Origin of the sequence: Oceaniglobus ichthyenteri, from assembly GCF_003057885.1 — a bacterium.
GTDB classification, from domain to species: Bacteria; Pseudomonadota; Alphaproteobacteria; order Rhodobacterales; family Rhodobacteraceae; genus Oceaniglobus; species Oceaniglobus ichthyenteri.
Window position 1 is genome coordinate 230,279 of record NZ_QAGK01000001.1, and the last position, 15,447, is coordinate 245,725.

At 57.1% G+C, this 15,447-nt stretch carries 14 protein-coding genes; 2 read left to right on the forward strand and 12 right to left on the reverse strand.

Translation table 11 applies throughout. The features are described 5' to 3' along the window. The first annotated feature begins 20 nt into the window (after positions 1-20). Entirely contained in the window at positions 21-470 is a 450-nt protein-coding gene (locus C8265_RS01020) for an iron-sulfur cluster assembly scaffold protein (RefSeq protein WP_108482110.1), read from the forward strand. Positions 471-872: 402 nt separating this feature from the next. Here C8265_RS01020 and recG read toward each other — a convergent pair whose 3' ends face one another. From recG to sciP, 4 genes are all read right to left on the reverse strand, one after another. Further along, complete coding sequence (gene recG, locus C8265_RS01025) at positions 873-2,963, reverse strand: ATP-dependent DNA helicase RecG (RefSeq protein WP_108482111.1); 2,091 nt, start codon at positions 2,961-2,963, stop codon at positions 873-875. Next, on the reverse strand, positions 2,960-5,077 hold the full coding sequence (gene ligA, locus C8265_RS01030) for an NAD-dependent DNA ligase LigA (protein WP_108482491.1): 2,118 nt from the start codon (positions 5,075-5,077) through the stop codon (positions 2,960-2,962). Before ligA ends, recG begins: the two co-directional genes overlap by 4 nt. Before the next feature lie 91 nt (positions 5,078-5,168). After that, positions 5,169-5,882: a response regulator transcription factor CtrA gene (gene ctrA, locus C8265_RS01035; protein ID WP_108482492.1), complete on the reverse strand. Its 714-nt coding sequence runs from the start codon at positions 5,880-5,882 to the stop codon at positions 5,169-5,171. Positions 5,883-5,971: 89 nt separating this feature from the next. Continuing rightward, complete coding sequence (gene sciP, locus C8265_RS01040; protein ID WP_108482112.1) at positions 5,972-6,250, reverse strand: CtrA inhibitor SciP; 279 nt, start codon at positions 6,248-6,250, stop codon at positions 5,972-5,974. Between the two features lie 122 nt (positions 6,251-6,372). Here sciP and mnmA point away from each other — a divergent pair, with 122 nt between their 5' ends. Beyond that, a complete protein-coding gene (gene mnmA, locus C8265_RS01045; RefSeq protein ID WP_108482113.1) occupies positions 6,373-7,515 on the forward strand; it encodes a tRNA 2-thiouridine(34) synthase MnmA in 1,143 nt (380 codons plus the stop codon). A 37-nt stretch (positions 7,516-7,552) separates the two neighbouring features. Here mnmA and lpxB read toward each other — a convergent pair whose 3' ends face one another. The 8 genes from lpxB to rseP form a co-directional block, all read right to left on the reverse strand. Beyond that, entirely contained in the window at positions 7,553-8,725 is a 1,173-nt protein-coding gene (gene lpxB / locus C8265_RS01050) for a lipid-A-disaccharide synthase (protein WP_108482114.1), read from the reverse strand. Further along, positions 8,722-9,552, reverse strand: coding sequence for an LpxI family protein (locus C8265_RS01055; protein WP_420818838.1), 831 nt, complete (start codon positions 9,550-9,552; stop codon positions 8,722-8,724). The genes lpxB and C8265_RS01055 overlap by 4 nt, the downstream gene beginning before the upstream one ends. 8 nt (positions 9,553-9,560) lie before the next feature. Then, on the reverse strand, positions 9,561-10,358 hold the full coding sequence (gene lpxA / locus C8265_RS01060) for an acyl-ACP--UDP-N-acetylglucosamine O-acyltransferase (protein ID WP_108482116.1): 798 nt from the start codon (positions 10,356-10,358) through the stop codon (positions 9,561-9,563). After that, complete coding sequence (fabZ, locus tag C8265_RS01065) at positions 10,355-10,807, reverse strand: 3-hydroxyacyl-ACP dehydratase FabZ (RefSeq protein WP_108482117.1); 453 nt, start codon at positions 10,805-10,807, stop codon at positions 10,355-10,357. Before fabZ ends, lpxA begins: the two co-directional genes overlap by 4 nt. Before the next feature lie 63 nt (positions 10,808-10,870). Next, a complete protein-coding gene (locus C8265_RS01070) occupies positions 10,871-11,398 on the reverse strand; it encodes an OmpH/Skp family outer membrane protein (RefSeq protein WP_108482118.1) in 528 nt (175 codons plus the stop codon). Positions 11,399-11,400: 2 nt separating this feature from the next. Next, positions 11,401-13,740 (reverse strand): outer membrane protein assembly factor BamA, encoded by a 2,340-nt coding sequence (gene bamA / locus C8265_RS01075; protein ID WP_108482119.1) that lies wholly within the window; start codon positions 13,738-13,740, stop codon positions 11,401-11,403. A 137-nt stretch (positions 13,741-13,877) separates the two neighbouring features. Further along, entirely contained in the window at positions 13,878-14,003 is a 126-nt protein-coding gene (locus tag C8265_RS19865) for a hypothetical protein (RefSeq protein ID WP_276308482.1), read from the reverse strand. A gap of 93 nt (positions 14,004-14,096) precedes the next feature. Continuing rightward, positions 14,097-15,443 carry an RIP metalloprotease RseP gene (gene rseP / locus C8265_RS01080; RefSeq protein ID WP_108482120.1) on the reverse strand — a complete coding sequence of 449 codons (1,347 nt, stop codon included), beginning with the start codon at positions 15,441-15,443 and terminating at the stop codon, positions 14,097-14,099. Between the last annotated feature and the right edge of the window lie 4 nt (positions 15,444-15,447).

The window sequence follows — 15,447 nt, forward strand, 5'->3', positions numbered from 1 at the left end:
GAAACGAAAGCGTAAGCCCGATGTCTGACAGCGATATGATCAAGCTTTATTCCGGGCGAATCCTGGCTCTGGCGGCGGATATGCCATTCACCGCTCCGCTTGCCAATCCCGATGCCACGGCACGGCGGCGCTCGCCTTTGTGCGGATCGACCGTGACGGTCTCTTTAACCCTCAGCGATGGTAAAATCGCGCAGTATGCCCAAGAGGTGAAAGCCTGCGCACTGGGCCAAGCGGCGGCATCGGTTGTCGGGGCCAACATCATCGGCCGGACCCGCGCCGAAGTTGAAATGGCGCGCGATCAACTGAAAGCCATGCTGAAATCGGACGGCCCCGTGCCTGACGCGCCCTTTGACGGCCTTGGCGTGCTGCAACCTGCGAAAGATTACAAGAACCGCCATGCATCAATCATGCTGTCGCTGGAGGCAACGGTTGAAGCCCTTGAAAGTGCTGCGCAATCCGCTTGCGCCTGAGGCATCTAAAAAAACGCCGCGCATTCCTGTGGGGAATGGCGGCGCAAGTGGCAAATCCGATCAACGCACCCGTTGATCCGGCGTTAACCCGGATCAGGGACAGTGAGGCAGTGCATCTGAGTTGGGGACAGGGATGCATTTGCGGGTGCAACGGATTGCAGGGCAGTCAAGTAACCTGAGGCAACATCACAGACCGGGAAGGTAAAGCCCGACCATCAGCAAAACAACCAAGGCAAAGGCACCTGCGAAATCCTGAAGCAACGTATCAGTGCGGCTAAAAACCGTTTTGATCTGTTTCAGCATCGTAAGCCCTTTCTTTGTATGCTCTGCTTTGTTGCCTCTTTGTTCCATATCAAGTCGAACCTGTAAAGAACTTTATGAGAACATATGCGAACAAAATGCTTAACCGACTGAAATCAAACGAATTGCTTTTTCCTGTTCCATGAGCCACAAAAGGTGTCGCGCGCCCTGCCCGCGCGGTGTTTCCAGCCTTGGATCATCATTCAAAAGTTTGCGCGCATCGCTTTGCGCCAGTGCCAGCAGCGCCGATTGACGTTCAAGATCGGCAATTCGAAACCGTGGCAGACCGGATTGTGCGTGCCCAATCAAATCGCCCGCCCCGCGCATTGCCAGATCTTCTTCGGCAATCCGAAACCCGTCTTCGGTTTCACGCAAAATTTCCAGACGCCGCTTGCCCCCCTCGCTTAGCGGGGCCTGATATAACAACAGGCATGTTGAGGCTGTGCTGCCCCGGCCAACACGGCCGCGCAACTGATGCAGCTGCGCCAGACCGAAATGTTCGGCCCGCTCAATCACCATGATCGACGCATTGGGCACGTTTACCCCCACCTCAATCACGGTTGTGGCCACCAGAACGCTGGTTTTTCCTGCTACAAAATGCGCCATAGCTGCATCTTTTTCGGTGTGTGGCATCTGCCCATGCACCAACCCGACCACATCATCCCCCAACGCGGCACGCAGACGTTTGAACCGCTCCTGCGCCGAGGTGAGATCGACCGCCTCGCTTTCTTCGACCAGGGGACAGACCCAATAGGCCTGCCGCCCATCGCCGATTGCGCCGCGCAATTTTTCAACCACTTCGTCGATCCGCGCCGTGCTGGCCAGAGCCGTGGCAATGGGTTTGCGCCCGGGCGGTTTTTCATCCAACACCGACACTTCCATATCGCCATATTGCGCCAAGGCCAGCGAGCGTGGAATCGGCGTGGCGGTCATGACCAATACATCAACCGCGCGCCCCTTTGCGCCCAGTTCAAGCCGCTGACGCACGCCGAACCGGTGCTGTTCGTCGACCACGGCAAGGCGCAAATCGTCAAATATCACGTCTTTCTGAAACACCGCGTGGGTGCCCACAAGGATCTGAATGTCACCGCGTGCCAGCGCATTCAGCTTTGCAGCACGTTCGCCGCCTTTGTCGCGCCCGGTCAGCAATTCCAAAACCACACCGGCCTTTTCGGCCAAGGGCTGCAAGCCTTCCAGGTGCTGGCGGGCCAGAATTTCAGTTGGGGCCATCATCACACCCTGCCCGCCCGCTTCGACGGCGATCAACAGCGCCATCAACGCGACAAGTGTTTTTCCCGCCCCCACGTCACCCTGCAAAAGCCGGTTCATCCGGGTCGGTTTTGCCATGTTGTCCGCGATTTCACCTATCGCGCGCAATTGCGCCGCGGTGGGGCGATAGGGCAGCGATTTCAACACTTTGCCTTGCAGACGCCCCGTACCAACCGAGGTTATGCCCTTTGCTTTGGCAAAATCGGCCCGCGCCAGTGCAAGGGTGAGTTGATGCGCCAAAAGCTCATCATAGGCCAATCGCCGCCGCGCCGGGGCGTCAGTTGACATATCTTTACTGCTCGTGGGGCGATGCGCCTGAGCCAATGCGGTTTGAAAATCGGGCCACTGTTCCTTTTTGATCAGATGCGGATCAATCCATTCTGCCAACTCGGGCGCTTTCGCCAGCGTGGCCGCCGTTGCCCGAAACATCAGTTTCTGGGTGATCCCCGCAGTAAGGGGGTAAATCGGCTCGTACAGCGGAATTGTCTCGGCATTTTCAACAGGAACCATGTATTCGGGGTGGACGATTTGCGCAATGTTATCAAACACCTCAACCTTACCCGAGATCACCCGCCGCTGCCCGATCGGCAGTTGCCGAGTCAAATATTCATCGCGGGCATGAAAGAACACCAGTTGGAACGTGGTTTCAGCATCCGCCACCTCAACCCGGTAGGGGCGCCCGCGCGCTGTCGGGGGAATATGGCGTTTCACTTCGACCTCGACGGTGACAACCTCGGGCGGCACTGCATCACGAACCGAGCCGCGCAATCGCCGATCAACCCCGGCGTTTGGCAGTGTGAATAACAGATCGCGAGGCCGCTCAATCGCCATATGTTTGAAATGTTCCGCCGTTTTTGGCCCGACCCCATCCAACGTGGTCAGGTCGGCAAATAGCGGAAACAGGGCTTCGGGCCGGGTGCTCATGCGTCTGCGATCATTGACAGCCAACCGTCCTCATCCACGATTTTCACACCCAGATCAGCGGCCTTTTTCGCCTTGGATCCGGCACCGGGCCCCGCCACCAACAGATCGGTTTTGGTCGATATGCTGCCTGCTACCTTTGCCCCAAGGGATTCGGCCCGCGCTTTGGCCTCGGCGCGGGTCATTTTTTCCAGTGTGCCGGTGAATACCACCGTTTTTCCGGCAACAGGGCTGTTGATCCGGGTCGGCGCGGCAATATCCTGAATTGAGAGATGGGCCGCCAGACGATCAATGGCATCGCGTTCGGGGCCGGAAGCAAATGCCGCGCACAAAGAGCGCGCCATCACATCGCCCACCCCGTCAATTCCCAACAGATCGCGCCACGCTTCGCTTTCGGGGCTCGCGGCGGACATGGCGGCCTCGAATGCGGTCCAGCTGCCGTAATGGCGCGCCAACAGGTTGGCATTGGTTTCGCCCACATGGCGAATCCCGAGTGAAAAGATCACCCGATTCAGCGGGATGGTTCGTTTTTCTGCGATGGCGGCAAACAGATTGTTTGCGCTGCGCTCTCCCCATCCCTCACGATTTTTTAATTGTTGCAGTCCCGTGCCGAACCGATCTTGCAAGGTGAAGATATCCGCAGGTTCGGCAATCCAGTCATCGCTATAGAATTGCTCAACCTGTTTGGCGCCCAATCCTTCGATGTCAAACGCGGCCCGGCTGACGAAATGTTTCAGCTTTTCCACCGCTTGCGCCGGACAGATCAGACCGCCGGTACACCGGCGCACCGCATCGCCCGGCTCGCGCGGCGCGGGCGACCCACATTCAGGGCATGTGTCAGGGAAATCATAGGGTTGCGATTCAGGCGGGCGTTGCGAAAGATCAACGTCGGCCACCTTTGGAATGACATCACCGGCGCGATACACCTGCACCCAATCACCGATCCGAATGTCTTTGCCACCCCGGATTTCTTCGCCTTTGCCACCGCGCCCCGCGATGTAATCTTCATTGTGAAGCGTCGCATTTGATACCACCACACCGCCGACCGTAACGGGCGAAAGCCGGGCGACGGGTGACAGTGCGCCTGTACGACCGACCTGAATCTCAATATTTTCCAACCGGGTCCAGGCCAGTTCGGCCGGAAATTTATGCGCTATCGCCCAACGTGGCGTGGTTGAGCGAAAACCAAGCCGGTTTTGCAGCGTCAGATCGTTAACCTTGTAAACAACCCCATCAATGTCATAGCCCAAGGTGGCGCGCCGCTGCTCGATCATCTCATAATGCGCGATCAGCGCCTCTGGCCCGTCGCCCACAGCCGTCAAATCATTGGTCGAAAACCCCATTTCTTTCAGTCGGTTGATCGAACCCATCTGAGTGTCGGCCAAGGGCGCGCTCAGCTCTCCCCAAGCATACGCGAAAAAACGCAGCGGCCGCGCGCGGGTGATTTCAGGGTCAAGCTGCCGCAACGACCCTGCAGCCGCGTTTCGTGGATTGGCAAAGGTTTTGGCATTATTTTCGGTCTGCCGCACATTTAACGCGGCGAAATCGGAATGTGCCATGTAAACTTCGCCACGCACCTCCAAAATATCCGGCGCGCCATCCAGTTTTTTGGGAATGTCGGTGATTGTCAGCGCGTTCGCCGTCACATTTTCACCGGTCGCACCATCACCCCGTGTCGCAGCCTGTACCAAATTTCCCTGCTCGTATCGAAGAGACAGGGAAAGGCCGTCTATCTTTGGCTCTGCGGTATAGGAAAGCGGCGTTTCAGAACCCAATCCCAGATATTTGCGAATCGACTGATCAAACTCTGCGACATCATCGGCTGAAAAAGCGTTTCCAAGTGAAAGCATGCGCACCCTGTGCGCCACTTTTGAAAATCCGTCGGCCGGAGCGGCACCCACCTGGTCTGTTGGGCTATCGGAGTGCTTGAGTTCTGGAAACCGCGCCTCGATCGCGGCATTGCGCTGTTTTAACGCGTCATATTCAGCATCGGTAAGAGTGGGTGCATCATCCTGATAATACGCGGCGTTTGCGGCGGTCAACAGGTCCGCCAGCCGCGCCAGTTCCCGCTTTGCCTCGGCTTTCCCCATTGTCTCAATCGCCACGAGATCGGCCATCCGCCCCTCCATCAAAACCTTTTTGGTTTGATATGGGCGGATCTTGGCGGGGTCCAGTCTGATGACACGTTATTTCAATGCCGCCAGCTGTTCAGGCGCTGGCGGCGACGGGCAACTCGTTCTCTTTCGGATCAGGATCGCGCAGAACATATCCGCGCCCCCATACCGTTTCGATGTAATTGTCGCCATCGGTCGCCTGCGACAGTTTCTTGCGCAGCTTGCAAATGAAAACATCGATGATTTTCAGTTCGGGTTCATCCATTCCGCCGTACAGGTGGTTCAGAAACATCTCTTTGGTCAGGGTCGTTCCTTTGCGCAAGGAAAGCAGTTCGAGCATCTGATATTCTTTGCCGGTAAGATGTACGGTTTTTCCACTGACACTAACCGTCTTGGCGTCCAGGTTCACCGAAATCTTGCCGGTGTTGATCACCGATTGGGCATGCCCTTTTGAACGACGAATGATCGCATGAATACGCGCAACCAATTCTTCCCGGTGGAACGGTTTGGTCAGATAATCATCGGCCCCAAATCCGAAACCCTTAATTTTGTTTTCGGTATCATCGGCCCCGGACAGGATCAAAATCGGTGTATCGATCCGCGCCAGACGCACCTGGCGCAACACTTCGTGCCCATTCATATCCGGCAGATTAAGATCCAGCAAAATGAGATCGTAATCATAGAGTTTGGCCAGATCGACGCCTTCTTCCCCCATGTCTGTGCAATACACGTTCAGGTTAGCATGGGTCAGCATCAATTCGATGCTGCGCGATGTGGTAGGGTCGTCTTCGACAAGTAGTATACGCATTGAAATCTCCGCCAGTTCCTGGATTGACCCCACCCTGATCGCTAAAGGTTAATGTCCCGTTACTCTTAATCCGGATTAACACGTTCTCCTTAAAGTTGTCTATATTTTTGAAGTCGTGTGGTTTTCAAGGCAGCCTCTCCATGAAGATTCACGGCTTTTGACCATGATTCCAACTCTTCTGCGGTTAACCTGTAGGTTGCCATTGCCTCTTCTTCGCTGATCAGTCCGCCAATAACGGCGCGTACGACCGCCGCTTTTCGGCTGGCGACCCATCGTTTTGTCATCGGATCCGGTAAATCAGCGCGCGTCATCATTTGGCCCCCCGGCAGCTTTACGGCGCGTGGGCCGTCAACTTTCTTTAAAAACATGGTTTCACCCCTTTCATGCCCCCACAACAAATCGTAGACCGCACCACTTAATGGGGAATGAAACCAACCCTTGAGAGTGTTTCCAATTTTCCTATATTCTTTCGATATATAAGGAGATAGCGATGCCGCTTGATTCAAATCACCCGCTCAATTCGCTGGGTTTTGCAAAACCGCCCGCACAGACCCGTGTGGTGGTGGCGATGTCGGGCGGCGTCGACAGTTCGGTTGTTGCCGCCGAATTGGCCAGCCAGGGATATGATGTGGTGGGCGTGACATTGCAGCTGTATGACCACGGTGCCGCCTTGGCGAAAAAGGGGGCCTGTTGCGCGGGGCGCGATATTCATGATGCCCGCCGGGTCGCCGAAACCATGGGTTTTCCCCATTATGTGCTGGATTATGAAAATAAATTCCGCGCAGCGGTGATTGACGAATTTGCCGACAGCTATCTGGCCGGGGCCACACCCGTGCCCTGTATCCGCTGTAACGAGCGGGTGAAATTCAAGGATTTGTTGGAAACCGCGCGCGATCTAGATGCCGATTGCATGGCGACCGGCCATTACATTCAGCGCAAGATGGGCCCGCAAAAGGCCGAACTGCACGCCGCCGCCGATGCCGCCCGGGATCAAAGCTATTTCCTGTTTTCCACCACCCAGGATCAGTTGAATTTTCTGCGTTTTCCGTTGGGCCACCTGCCCAGCAAGGATGACACCCGCGCTTTGGCCGCAAAATACGGACTGAGCGTAGCCGATAAGCCCGACAGCCAGGATATTTGTTTCGTTCCAAACGGAAATTATGCCGCCGTTATCGAAAAATTGCGCCCCGGCGCGGCTGATCCCGGCCGCATCGTGGATGTGGACGGTACGGATTTGGGCGAACATCGCGGTGTGATTCATTATACGATCGGGCAACGTCGGGGCCTTGGGATTGGCGGTTTGGAAGACCCGCTTTATGTGGTGCGCCTGGATGTGGACCGCAAAGAGGTGGTTGTCGGGCCGAAATCCATGCTTTCGACCCGTATCGTGCCGCTGCGCGAAATCAACTGGTTGGGGGATGTGGCGATCACCGATCAGGCCGAGTGGCACGTGATGGTAAAGGTGCGATCAACCCGCCCACCCCGCGCCGCCATTCTGCGCCCGATCAGCGAAACCGAAGCAACGGTTGAATTGCTGACCCCGGAAGAGGGCGTGTCACCCGGCCAAGCCTGTGTGTTTTACGACCCCGATAGCACCCGAATTTTGGGCGGCGGATGGATCTGGAGGGGATAGGTTGTAAGCGTGCAACTTGGACTGTGCCCGGCATTGGTTAAGACCCTGTGCCGTTCAGCCCTTCCAAGACCGCCATCGCGGCACGCCGCCCGGGCGCAATGCCGCCTTTACCCAATCGCATCATGGTCAGGGACAACGCCTGTGCCTGTTCTTCATGTGCGTTCAGCACCGAAAGCAAAGCGTCGGCAATTGGGCCCGGTTGACAAGCAGGGCCCAAAAACTCTGGAATGATGCGCGTTTCTGACACCAGATTCACTAATGTGACTGTGTCGATCAGCGCAGCGCGTGACATGATTTGCCAGGATAACCAGCTCATATCATAGGCCACAACCATCGGCGTGCCCGCCGCCGCCAATTCCAACGACACCGTGCCAGATGCCGCCAATGCGACGTTGGCCGCACCGAATGCCGCCGCCTTTTGGTGCTGCGCCGCATCCCCGGACTGGCCGCGCATGTCCAGAACGACCGGCCGACCGGCCCAGTCGCGCACACCGTCGCGCACGCTGTCATGCACCCCCGGCGCCGCCGGCACCACCACCCGCAGATCCGGGCGCGCTGCGTGCAGCTTCGCCACCACTTGCGCGAATATTGGCAGCAATCGCGCCACCTCCGATCCGCGCGATCCGGGCAAAACCAATAACACAGGCGCATCGCCCAGATTATGGGTCTGACGAAATGCGGCAATTTCGGCGGCGTCAGCCTGCGGTTCGGCCACAACCGGGTGCCCGACAAAATCACAGCGCATTCCGGCGGCTTCCATATAGGGCGGTTCGAACGGCAAGAGCGCCAGCACCTGATCGACATGGCGCGCCATTTTGGCCGCCCGCCCCGGGCGCCAGGCCCAAACCGAAGGCGCGACATAATGCACCGTGCGGATAGTTCGGTTTTGCGCCCGCACCCGCGCCGCAACCCGAAGGCCGAAATCAGGTGAATCGATGGTGATCAATACATCAGGCTGGGCCGTCAGAACCGCATCAGCGGTTTCAATCATCCGGCGGCGCAGATGCCGATATTTTGGCAGAACCTCGGCGATTCCCATCACGCTTAGCTCTTGCATCGCAAACAGGCTGTGCAACCCTTGTTCAGCCATCAAGGGGCCGCCCACCCCGGCCCATTCCACCGGCTTTGGCGCGCAGGATTTCAGCCCGGCCATCAGCGCCGCGCCCAACCGGTCACCCGATGCCTCGCCTGCGACCAGAAATACCTTCATTCCGGTTGCCGCACCCAAAGAAACAGACCCAGTTTATCGGCCAGATCAATTACCGTTTCGCGGTCGATCACCATCACGCCGCCCGCCTCGATCACAATACCTGACAGGCCCGCCGCCGCCGCGCCACGCACGGTTTTCGGCCCAATCGCGGGCAGATCAATCCGCCGATCCTGACCCGGTTTCGGGGCCTTGTAAAAAATACCGCCCGCCGGAACACCGGGCATCTCCAACGACCCGGCCTTTTTTCCGCGCAATTGCGCCACACTGGCCAATGTCCAATCCGTACCTGGCCACGCCTCAATCGCCAATGCCTGCCCCTGGGCCACAACACAGGATTGCCCCACATCGGCCCGGCCCATGGCGGCCAGAATCGCCTGCCCGCGCTGCGCATCGCGCCGGGCGGTTTCATCGGGTTGTGCCTGTGTGGCAATGCCTGGCGATGGCATCAGGCCGGGCAAAACATCATGGGCGGCAACCACCGCAAGACCCGCTTCTTCAAATAACGCCAAAACAATGCGCAAAGCCGCGTCATCGCCCTGTTGCAACGCCTGCATTACCCGCGGCACCATTGGCATAGTGGCCCGATCAACCAATGCGGGGTCCAGCGGCGGGCGGCGGATCAAACCCGCAAAGCAAACCCGATCCACACCCTGATCCCGCAGCGTTGCAATAAAGCTGCCCAAGGTTTCGATCCGAAACCGGATCACCGGGCGCGTGCCCCGATCCTCCATCTTAAAGCCCGAAAGCTCGGCCAAAACCGGCGGTTCACCCACTGCTTCAAGCCGTTCAATCAGCAGTGCTGGCAAACGGCCCTGCCCCGCGATCACACACAAGGTCATGACGGCGTGAGAAAGCCGCGATCACTGTCGGCAAGAATAAAATCAACCATTTTTCGCACATAGGCACTGTCGGTTTCATCGCTAAGCCGACGCGCGCGGTCTTGAAACGCGCCTTCGCCTTGCTTCAGCATCTGAAATGCGGCGCGCAGGGCTGTGATATCGGCCCGGCTGACCCCCTTGCGTTTCAGCCCCACCAGGTTCAGCCCATCCAATTCGCCGCGCGGTGCCTGTACCAAAGCGTGGGGGATTACATCATGGGTGACCATGGTGACCGCGCCAATGATCGCGCCCTCCCCGATCCGTACAAATTGATGGATGCCAGACAAACCGCCGATAATCACGTCATCTTCGATAATGCAGTGGCCCGCCACCGCCGAACTGTTGACGATGATCACCCGGTTGCCCACCTGTGCATCATGGGCCACATGTGCACCGGCCATGATCAGACAATCATCGCCCACGCGGGTCACACCGCCACCCCCATCGGTGCCGGTGTTGATTGTTACATGTTCGCGAATCCGACAGCGTGCGCCGATGATCAATTGCGTTTCTTCGCCCGCGAATTTCAGATCCTGAGGAATTTCACCGATGCTGGCGAACGGAAAAATCACGCTGTCCAGCCCGATCTCGGTACGCCCGGAAATCACAACATGGCTTTTGACAGTCACGCCGTCGCCCAATGAAACCTGTGGCCCGATCACAGAGAACGGCCCGATCACGACATTGGCGCCAATCACGGCCCCATCTTCCACGATGGCCGAGGCGTGGATTCGGGCAGAGGCGGCGATGCTCACTTGGGCAGATCCATCATCGCGGTGAATTCCGCCTCACAGGCCAATTCGCCCTCAACCTCGGCGCGGCCATGAAATTTCCAAACCTTGCCACCGCCCCGCTTGGTAGTGACGTGCAGTTCCAACACATCGCCCGGAACCACCTTGCGCCGGAACTTGGCGCTGTCGATGGCCATGAAATAAACCAGAAAATCCTTGTCGGCCAGATCTTTGGCGACCCCAACCATCACGGCGGCGGTTTGTGCCATCGCTTCCACGATTGTGACGCCTGGCATGATCGGGGTGCCGGGAAAGTGGCCCTGAAAATGCGGCTCGTTCATGGTGACGTTTTTGATGCCAACCGCACTTTGCGCATCGACAATATCGCGTACCTTATCCACCAACAAAAACGGATACCGATGCGGGATGATCCGCTGAATCAACTGAATATCGGCGCTGGTTTTATCGCTCATCTGCAGGCATCCTTTGGCTTTTGGTCTGACTAACAATTGCACGCCAATGCCGCAAGCGGGCGGTTAAGGTTGTTGCCCGGTTCCATCGCCGATGGCGGCATCAATCCGCGCGATGGCCAGATCCGTGATGTCAATCGAGTCGACCGACAAGAACACCATCCTTTCATCCAAAATGGCCAAGGCGCCGCGTTCTTGCATGATTGTCAGCAGCACAGTTGCAACGCGTGAAAAAAACACCTGTTGCGCTTCGTCGTTCTTACGACCGATGGCCCGGCCCTTGGCGTCTTGTTCTGTGCGGATCGATGTGACCTTTTCATCAAAGGCCTGCGCCTTTTCGCGAAACTCATCAACGGGCAGATTGGCGCGTTCGGCCGTCAGCGCTTGCTCTTCTGCCATCAGGGCTGCTTCGATCTCACGGTTTTCCGCGGCCAGCTCTGCCGACGACGCGGCGATATCTGACCGGATCCGTTGGCCAAACTGGGATTGCAGGAACAGTTCTTCCTGATTCAAGGTCAAGACAGGTGTGACGTTTTGCGCCCCGACCGGTCCGGTCAGGGCGACAAAGATAACAAGCGCAAGCGCGCGCCACATTCTTAAAACTCGGTCGAAATCGTCAGGTTGAAGTTCTGCTCAAGATCATAGTCTTCTTTCTTGAGCGGTTTGGAGAAGTTGAACCGCAACGGACCGATTGGCGTATCCCAAAACAGCGAAACACCGATTGAGGCGCGCAACGCGGCGCTGTCATCGACAATACCGCCCGCACCGGCCGTGTCATCCAGGCCCCAGAGCGACCCGACATCAACAAACGCACCGCCCGAAATTCCGTATTCTTCGGGCAAACCCAAGGGAAATTCAGCCTCAAACCGGGCGACGGCAAACATGTTACCGCCCAAGGCATCCCGATTTACGGCCCCCAGATCACGCGGGCCGATCCCCTTGGATTCAAACCCGCGCAAAAGGTTGGGACCAAGGAAATAGCGGTCGGTCAGGCGGGAGGTCGACCCGCCAAAAGAGTTGATAGCGCCACCTTCGAATGTGGCCCGCAAGGTGACTTCTTCATTCATCACCTTAGTCTGACCAATCGCCTTGGCGCTGGTTTTGACGTATTTCGTGTCACCGCCAAAGCCGGCAAAATCCTGACCGAAAGACAGCAACACACCCGCGTTCGGGTTCAACCCGGTCACCCGGGTGTCATAGGTAAAGGTATAACCAAAGGCGCTGGTATATTTCGAACCGACCTCACCCTTAAGGATTGGCGAACTTTCTTTGCTAATATTCGACACGGTGTCTTTTGATACGGAATAACGGGTCTGAAGGCGGCCATTCTCGGAGATTGGAAAGGTCAGCGAAGGTGAAATGCCGACAACCCGCGTGTCGTAAAACGAATCGTCCTGCTCTGACACGGAATAGAAGGCGTTGAACGTGAACGACAAATCGCGCCCCAACAAGGCCGGTTCCGTAAACGACAGGTTCGAACTCGCCGAATCGGTGCCGCTTGCCACGACAAATCTCAGGGTCTGCCCCCGGCCCAAAAAGTTACGCTCGGAAAATGAAATGTTAACGCCCGGGCCGGTATCGGCGGAATAGCTGGCGCCGAATGACAGGTTGCCAGTGGGCTGTTCTTCGACGTCGACATCAACAACCACCTGATCACCTGCGCTGCCTTCGCTGGTGTTCACATCGGCATTGGCGAAATAACCCAAGGCGCGAATCCGCTCGGCGGCCTGGCGAATTTCGCGCGGGTTGAACGGATCACCCTCAACGGTTTTAAATTGGCGCCGGATCACCCGATCCAATGTCGTGGCGTTGCCTTCGATGTCGATCCGTTCGACAAAAATGCGCGGACCCCGTTCAATGACGTAATCAACGTTCAAGATCAGATTGCGTTGATCGCGGGTGATTTCGGGATTCACACGGATAAACGCCAAACCTTTTTGCGTCGCCAAACGCTCCATCCGGTTGATATCATTTTCCAAAGCGCCGGGCGAATAGGTTTGGCCAGCACGGGTTTTGGTAACGGCCAGAAATTCCTGCGCATCCACATTGGGCAAATCCGAAGATGCCGTGACACCGCCAAACTTGTAAGGCTGGCCTTCCTGGATGGTGAAGGTGATGAAGAATGCATTCCGCTCGCGGGAAAACTCGCTGTTCACGCTGAGGATCTGAAAATCGATATAGCCGCGCGCGGTGTAAAAATCGCTCAGAAGCCGTTTGTCAAATTCGATACGGTCGGCAACAAATGTGTCACGCTGAATGATCTGACGCAGAAAACCGGCCTGTTTGGTGTCCAGAACGCGGCGCAGGCGGCGGTCTGAAAAACTGCGATTGCCGACAAATGACAAACGTTCGATTTCAACAACTTTGCCCTCGACAACCTCGAATACCAGATCAACGCGGTTGTTTGCACGGCGGATGATTTTCGGCGAAACACTGGCGGCCAGACGACCGCGCGCCTCGTACAATTCAACCATTGATGCGGCGTCTTGTTCGGCGACGGTCGGGTTATAAACCCGACGCACCTGTGATTGCACCAAAGGCAGCAACTGATCATCCTTTAGACGCACGTTGCCTTCAATGTTGATACGGTTGATTGTCGGCCATTCCTGAACCCGGATGACCAGGGTTGAACCGCTGGGCACCAATTCGACCGTTTCAAACAGGCCGGAATTGACGATCCGTTGGTAGGCATCGTTCAACGCGCCGGGCGATACGGCCTCGCCCCGCCCGATTCCCGCGTATGACAGGATCGTGCCCTGTTCGACCCGCTGATTGCCTTCAATCGATACGGTGTTGAAACTGTAGGATTGCGCCTGGGCGTGGGACGCGGAAAAAGCGGCAAACACCCCAAAACAAAGGATTAAAGCCACACTGCGCAGGCGTACCCACGCGGTTTCAACTGCACGGCGTTGATCGCCTGTTGTTTTGATACTCATGTGCCCCAGTTCCGATGCCGACTTCGTGTAAGACTTAGCTATCGAGATTGGCAGGACTTGTCAAAACACAGACGACTCAAAAACCGCTTATTTATCCGCTGTTTTCGAATATGACCTAAATGTAGGGGCAACCCCGATCAGAACGTGCCGATATAAGCACCAACCATCAAGGCAGCGAGGATCGTTGCAAAATAGATGATCCGGTCAACATTGAGATCGACCAACAATGATATGCTGCGCGCGCCGGCTTCGATATGTTGCATCGCTTCGCCCTCTTTCCCGGTGTACCTTTGACTTCACCAAGGGTTAGCGCGCGAATGTGGCGTGATTTTGGCGTTGGCGCAGTTTTTCACCCCCTAGGGGCAGAACAAATCGTTGGTGATGGCAAAAATCATCAGCGTTGCCAACAGTGACAGGCCGATAATCATCAGCACCCGCAACGCGCCGTCGCTGGGCGGCTTGCCGGTAACCGCCTCATAGGCGTGAAACACCAGGTGCCCGCCATCCAGAACCGGAATCGGAAACAGGTTCAACAACCCCACCGCCGTTGACAGCACCGCGATGAACCAGATGAACGTCAGCCCCCCCTGCGAGGCCGCAGCGCCGCTGGTTTGGGCAATGCCGATCGGCCCTTGCAAGCCACAGCTGGAAATCGCGCCCACCGCCATGTGATACAGGCCCGAAACCGAGGATTGCGCGATGAAATAGGTTTGTTGCACCGCCTGACCAAGGGCGCTGAACACTCCCGGCGTTTCAGTTTGCGGGGTAAAGAACAGCCCACCCGATATCCCGATCAGCCAGCGGGTTTCAAACCCACCTTCGGCGCGGGGCAAATCCACCGGACGCGGCGACAGGGTGATATCCAACGTCTCACCGCCGCTGATCGTGCTGCGCCAGACCGTCAGGTTCAGTGATTTGCCTTCGGCCGCGGCCACCAATTCGGGCAATTCGTCAAACACCGAAATGCTTTGCCCATCAACGGCGGTGATCACATCGCCCACTTTCAGGCCCGCATCCATCGCCGCGGATTGCAGATTAACGCCATTGACCAACGGCGGATAAGGGTGCGGCCCCTGCACCGTGATCGTATCTCCATTGCGCAAAACCGTATAATCCAGGATCGGAGCGACAGGCAGCTGTTTGATATATTGATCCAACTGCGCCAGGGCCGGGGTTTTCAACCCGGCAATCGACAGCAGTTCGTCACCCGCGCGCAATTCCTGTACCGGCGCGGGCAGTGGCATGATTTCATCCACCGTCAACGGATCGCTGGCCACGCCGCGAAACATCATCACCGTTGCAAAGATGGCGATGGAAAAGACAAAATTGAACCCCGGCCCCGCCGCAACCGTGGCGGCCCGTGCCCACAACGGGGCGCCCGCCATGGTGCGGCGTTTTTCAGCCGCGCTCAGGGTGGACACATCGGTCGCTTCAACGCTGGCAGCATCCGCATCACCGGCAAATTTCACATATCCGCCGAACGGCAATGCCGCGACCTGCCACTGTGTGCCCCGTTTATCGATCCGCGAATACAGGATCGGCCCAAAGCCCAAGGAAAACACATCGGCATGAATGCCCGACCACCGGCCAACAATGTAATGGCCATACTCATGCACCGCCACAATGATCGACAACGCGACGATAAACGCCAGAATGGAATAGAAAAAACTACCGAAACTCGGGATCAGGCCGATCAGGTCCATGGGC